The 5,865-nt window shown below is 35.1% G+C and carries 3 protein-coding genes; 1 reads left to right on the top strand and 2 read right to left on the bottom strand.

Features of this window, described 5'->3' with window-relative positions:
* Positions 1–49: 49 nt before the first annotated feature.
* Both CUN59_RS07095 and CUN59_RS07090 read right to left on the bottom strand, forming a co-directional pair.
* Complete coding sequence (locus tag CUN59_RS07095) at positions 50–442, bottom strand: response regulator (RefSeq protein ID WP_104387186.1); 393 nt, start codon at positions 440–442, stop codon at positions 50–52.
* Between the two features lie 93 nt (positions 443–535).
* Positions 536–4,729, bottom strand: coding sequence for a response regulator (locus CUN59_RS07090; protein WP_104387185.1), 4,194 nt, complete (start codon positions 4,727–4,729; stop codon positions 536–538).
* Between the two features lie 326 nt (positions 4,730–5,055).
* Here CUN59_RS07090 and CUN59_RS07085 point away from each other — a divergent pair, with 326 nt between their 5' ends.
* Positions 5,056–5,850, top strand: a complete 795-nt coding sequence (locus tag CUN59_RS07085; protein ID WP_104387184.1) for an LmeA family phospholipid-binding protein — start codon at positions 5,056–5,058, stop codon at positions 5,848–5,850.
* Positions 5,851–5,865 lie beyond the last annotated feature (15 nt).

Here is a 5,865-nt window from a genome sequence, read left to right as displayed (position 1 = left end):
TTAAGAGTTCCCTGTTCCCTCTCCTCACAGACAACTTTTTCAGCAACCCCTATTTGGCAGTTTCTAAATTCCAACCTAAAGCTGTTGCTACTTGTCCAGCTAATTCTAAGGAATTAAATGGTTTAGCGATCGCACTTTTTATTCCCAAAGCAGCATAACGACGACGATCTGCAACTTGGATTTTTGCAGTTAAGAAAATCACGGGAATTTCTTTAGTTACAGGATTAGCTTGTAACTTTTCAAAAGCAACTAGTCCATTCATATCTGGCATCATCACATCTAGTAAAATAGCATCTGGTTGATAATTTTCTGCTTGTACAATTCCCTCCTTACCAGAACTAGCAGTAACAACTTCCCAACCTGCAACAGTTTCTAAGCAAATCTTTGCTACTTCTTGAATATATTCTTCATTATCAATTACTAAAATTCGTTTTTTTATCATGTTTAGCACCCAAATTTGAGGACTATGTTAAATTTAACCCACGATGGTGGGTTTTGTCTTTGTAGCTGCGACTTCTAGTTGCCCAAATGATAATTAATTAGACTTCCTATGAGTCATTCTTTGTAATAAATCCATTACCCGTTGTTCAAATTCATTAGTTGTCACTCTCCCTTTAGTTAAAAATTCTGTATGTCCTAATTTTAGGCGATGACGTTCTGAATCATCTAAATCTTTAGCTGAATAAACAACCACAGGAATATTATAAAGTTGATTATGTTGTTTTAACCAATCTACCACTGTAAAACCGTCACTTTCTGGTAAAATCAAATCGAGAATAATTAAATCAGGATTGACTTTTTGACTAAGTTGAATAGCTTCCTTACCAGTTTTAGCAATAAAGGTTTCAATATCGTGTCTTTCTAAGACAGTGGCTAATAAATCTGCCAGATCATGATCATCTTCAACAATTAAAATTTTCACTCTTCGAGCAGATTTAGATACCACTTTTCTTAAAGACTGTAATAGAGATTTTTCCTCTACTGGTTTGCTTAACCAATCTACAAAATCAGGATGAAGATGGTTATTATGATCTTGCTTATAAACACTACAAATAACAATGGGTATATCCTGAGTATCTGTGCGTTCTTTCAATAATGCCATGGTTTCCCAACCATTCATTTCTGGCATTAATAAATCTAGAACAATCACATCTGGATGTTCATGAATTGCTGTGGCGATCGCTTCCTTACCTGTAGCAACCGTTACTACACGATATCCTCCTTGTTTTAGTAATTGTGCTAACTCATTTCTAATTACTGCATCATCATCACAAACTAAAACTAGAGGATAATTTTCAGAAATAATCATTGATTCATCAATATCTACATTCACCAATTCTTCAGTTGAGATATTGGTGATAATTGGTAAAGTAAAATAGAAATTACTCCCTTTACCTAACTCACTTTCCACCCAAATAGATCCATCATGCTGTAAAACAATACTTTTGCAAATTGCCAAACCTAAACCCGTACCATCATGATTGCGTGAATCGGAAGAATCCACCTGTTGAAAACGCTCAAAAATACTATCTAATTTATTTTCAGGAATCCCTCTTCCCGTATCTTTAACGGCTAATAAAACCTCATGATTTTGCTGTTTAACTATCACCGATATCCTAGAATTAGGAAGAGAAAATTTAATCGCATTACTCAATAAATTAGTTAAAATTTGCACAATTCGATCAGGATCAACCCATAATTGGACAGGTAAACTAGAAACAGATAAATTTACATTTGCCTTATCTGCTAAAGGTTGGATTATACTCAATGCTGAAGTAATTAAATCCTCCAAATTGCAGATTTCCTTTTCCATTTTCACTTTACCGGACTCAATGCGCTCAATGTCGAGAATATCGTTAATTAATCTCACTAAACGATCCGTACTATCTGTAGCAATTTGTAATAGACGTTTACCCTGTTCCGAGTCTGTAGGTAACAACCCACTCGTCAACATTCCCAAAGAACCGTGAATAGAAGTCAAAGGAGTGCGAAGTTCATGACTAACAACAGAGACGAACTCATCTTTCATCCGCTCAATCTGGCGACGCTCAGTAATATCTCGTAAAATAACAGTATAAATATATTCTCCATTTATATCTAATTTAGAAATAGACGCTTCCGCAGAAAACTCTGTACCATCTTTTTTACAACCAAATATTTCTTGTCTTTCCCCCATCCGTCGAGCTAAATTAGGAGTCTGGCCAAAATCAGCTACATGACGAGAATGAACATCAGTAAATCGTTGAGGAAGTAATATATCTAAAGGTTTACCTAATACTTCCACAGCAGAATAACCAAATATTTTTTCTGCACCTTGATTAAATAAAGTAATTCCTTGACTACCATCAATAGAAATAATTGCATCATCAGCAATACTTAAAATTCCTTCAAATCGAGTTTGAGAAATTCGCAAAGCTTCCTGAGTTCGTTTCCGTTCATCTAATTCAGTTTGTAATTTGTGATTAACACTAATTAACTCCGCTGTCCGTTCTGCAACTCGTAATTCTAGTTCATTATTAGTTTTATATACAGCTAATTCTGTCTGCTTCTTTTGTGTAATATTTCGCGCTAAAATTTGCGTAGCTGGTTTTCCCTGATAAGTTAACCCAGTAGCAACAATTTCTACATAAATCACATCTCTATTTAAGCTTAAAAACTGAACTTCATCTGAAGGAATTACTTGTTGATTTGCTTTTATTTGTTCCAGATTTTCTCGAATTGCTCTTTGTGAGTCGGGATGGATAAAATCGAAAATTGATTTAGCAATTAAATCATTATCTTTAACAACACCAAAAAGTTGTACAGCAGCATCATTTAAAAATATAAATTTACCCTCACTCTCAATAAAAATGGCTTCGGGATAAACCAATAATAAGCGATGATAGCTTTCTTTAATTGCCTGATGAAAATTTTCTTTTTCAATATTTTTTCCTTGACGGGTTTGTTCAATTCTTTGCCTGAGTTTGACCCGTTCTAAACGATTAATAATTCTAGTAACTAATTCTGCACCAATAATTGGTTTACTCACAAAATCATCAGCACCAGCACTAAATACTTGATTAACTATTTCGGCATCATTATGTACAGTCAAAAACAAAATAGGTAATTCACTTTCCTGATGATTATTTCTAATATTTTGACATAATTCAATGCCATTAATATGAGGCATTTCTATATCTAAAACTAGCATATCTGGTTTTTGGTTTTCCCAGACAGACCAAAATTCTCGGGGATCATTGAGAGGAATAATTTTTAGTCCCCACGGTGTTAGTAATGTTTGTAATAGTGCTAAAACTTGAGGATCATCATCAACAATTAATATCTTGGCTTCACCATAGGAGGTATTATCTACTAATTCTTTGATTTTGAATAAAATTTCATCTCCAGATTTAGGCTTTTGTAAAAAATTATATTTCTCATATTTTCTTAATTGCAAATCCTCATAAATATCAAGGTTATCACTCAAAATCAATATAGGAAGAGGTGGATATAATTTTTGTATTGACAATAGTAAATTTTCAGTTTCTTTTACTTGATGATTTAAACCATTATCAATTAAAATTAATTGGGGGTATTGCTGATTACTTTGATGTTTATACGTATTCAACTCTTTAGTAATTACCAACTTTAACCCAAAACTACCAGCTTGTTTTTGTAATTTTCTAGCGAAAACACTATCATTGATAATTCCTAAAATTAGCGGACGTGAATCATTGATAATTTCTGGGGGCTGTTCCTGATTTTTGCCTTCAATTTCTTGACGCAGTAATTCAACTAAATTTTTTAATTTAGTTATTTCTTTGGCAGTTAAGTTTTTATTTCCTTTCAGTAATTTCTCAATTTTTTTGGCTAATTCAGAACCGAAACTTAAACCAAAAGTCCCTAATGATCCCGCTAAAGTGTGGGCTTCTTGATAGGCTTGCTGTATGAATTCTGAATTGTCCACAGCTTGTTCTATAATAGAGACTTGTTGATCTACTCGCCCCCGATATTTTTCCCAAATATTGGCGATCGCTGTGAGAGTTTGAGACTTAACAGATTTTTCTACTTCTTCTTCGTAAGACCTGAGACGATAACCAATTCCATAAACAGTTTCTATTAAATCACTAGCTGCACCCACGGTTCTCAGTTTCATTCGCAAACCTTTAATATGGGTGCGAACGGCTTCTTCTCCTGGTGTATCTTCATAGGACCACAAATGTTCTAAAATCATGCCACAACTAAATACCCGGCGATGATTTCGCATAAATAATTCTAAAAGTCCATATTCTTTGGGAGTTAGGGGGACTATATTATTGTTATATGCGACTTCACAGCTACTAGGATCTAATTTTAAATTTCCCCATGTTAATATAGGTTGTGAAATACCATTCCCTCGACGCAATAATGCTCTAACTCTGGCAACTAATTCCTCTGGATCAAATGGTTTAACTACATAGTCATCCGCACCAGCATCTAAACCTATAGCCTTTTCATGACTACTATCACACCCGGTTAATAATAAAATTGGTACTTGTCTCCCACTAGAACGGATTTTTCGGCATAAACTAATACCATCTAGTTTTGGTAAGATCACGTCTAACAGAATTAAATCATAATCATAAGTTTCGATTAAATCCCAAGCTGTATGGCCATCAGTTGCCACTTCTACCGCATAATTTTTGTTAGTGAGAATAGTAGTTAGTCCGTAGGCATTTAACTCATCATCTTCTATAACTAAAATTTTCATTTTTAATGCTTTCCCTGATGTAATAGTTTTAAAAGTTGACTAAAAGACAATAATAGTTTAATGGTAGACCGTAAATACGAGAATTGACGAATTTATACAGTAAATTTCATCTTTTGTGAGGTACACCATTAGCGGGTAAGATGCCCACACCACAAGAGTTTTATCGTTAATATCTGTACTCGATAATACGGAGAACTGCTGTAAGTCACTAATTAACCATCAGTTATCCTGTTTTTATTTATCAGGATATTAAATCACGGGATCGCTTGCACAATTATTCACAATTTGTTACAAAAGTATAAATAACTTCCAGAGACTAAAACGTAATGTTCGGCGGACTTACTGGTTTAACAGACACCAAAAGCACCGATTGGGGAGAGCGAATGCTCAACACAGTCGCCAGCCAAACGATTCGCCACCTGTTTAGCAAGAGCGAGTCAGTAGAAGTCTTTGTGCGCTGCTACCCCTCCAGCAAACTGTTGCAAGGCAGCATTGATAGCTTTCAAATGAAAGGTTGTGGTTTAGTAATTCGTAAAGACTTCGCAGTTGAAGAAATGTCTTTTGAAACTGATGCAGTAGCCATTGACTTCGGCTCGGTTTTAAGTGGCAAACTCACCCTCAAACAACCCACCCAAGCTGTAGCACAGGTGATTTTATCAGAAGTAGGCATTAATCGTGCTTTTGAAGCAGAACTGGTCAAAAAGCGCTTGCTAAACCTTTCTGAACCCACTTTGATCGCCATATCTGGTGGTGAACCAGTGTCTTTTACTGAAGTTAATATCAAGCTATTACCTGAAAATCGCTTGCATCTGGTCGCTAAAGCTGATTTAAATAATGGTGAACTCATACCCCTTAGCATGACCATTGGTATCGGAATTGAAAGAAGAAGGCGGGTTTCTTTTAAAGAACCGAAGCTTGAACTTGAGGGGGTTCCAGAAGCACAACGCCAAATTTCCCAAACTTTAAGTTTAGCCTTGGTAGAAATTCTGGATAATATGGTTGATTTAGATCGCTTTGATTTAGACGGGGTAAAAATGCGACTAAATCGTTTAGAAACAGAGGGTGAAAGATTAATTTTTAGCGGTTATGCAGAAATAGAAAGAATTCCTCAGAGTTCTTAACTATTCGCCGTAAGT

It is taken from the genome of Cuspidothrix issatschenkoi CHARLIE-1 (assembly GCF_002934005.1).
GTDB lineage: Bacteria > Cyanobacteriota > Cyanobacteriia > Cyanobacteriales > Nostocaceae > Cuspidothrix > Cuspidothrix issatschenkoi.
The sequence above is the reverse complement of the archived record's forward strand: the minus strand, read 5'-3'. Positions and strand labels throughout refer to the sequence as shown.

What these genes read in the sequence shown, in the direction of transcription:
- CUN59_RS07095 (WP_104387186.1), bottom strand. Translation starts at nt 442, where the DNA reads ATGATAAAAAAACGAATTTTAGTAATTGATAATGAAGAATATATTCAA.
- CUN59_RS07090 (WP_104387185.1), bottom strand. Translation starts at nt 4,729, where the DNA reads ATGAAAATTTTAGTTATAGAAGATGATGAGTTAAATGCCTACGGACTA.
- CUN59_RS07085 (WP_104387184.1), top strand. Translation starts at nt 5,056, where the DNA reads ATGTTCGGCGGACTTACTGGTTTAACAGACACCAAAAGCACCGATTGG.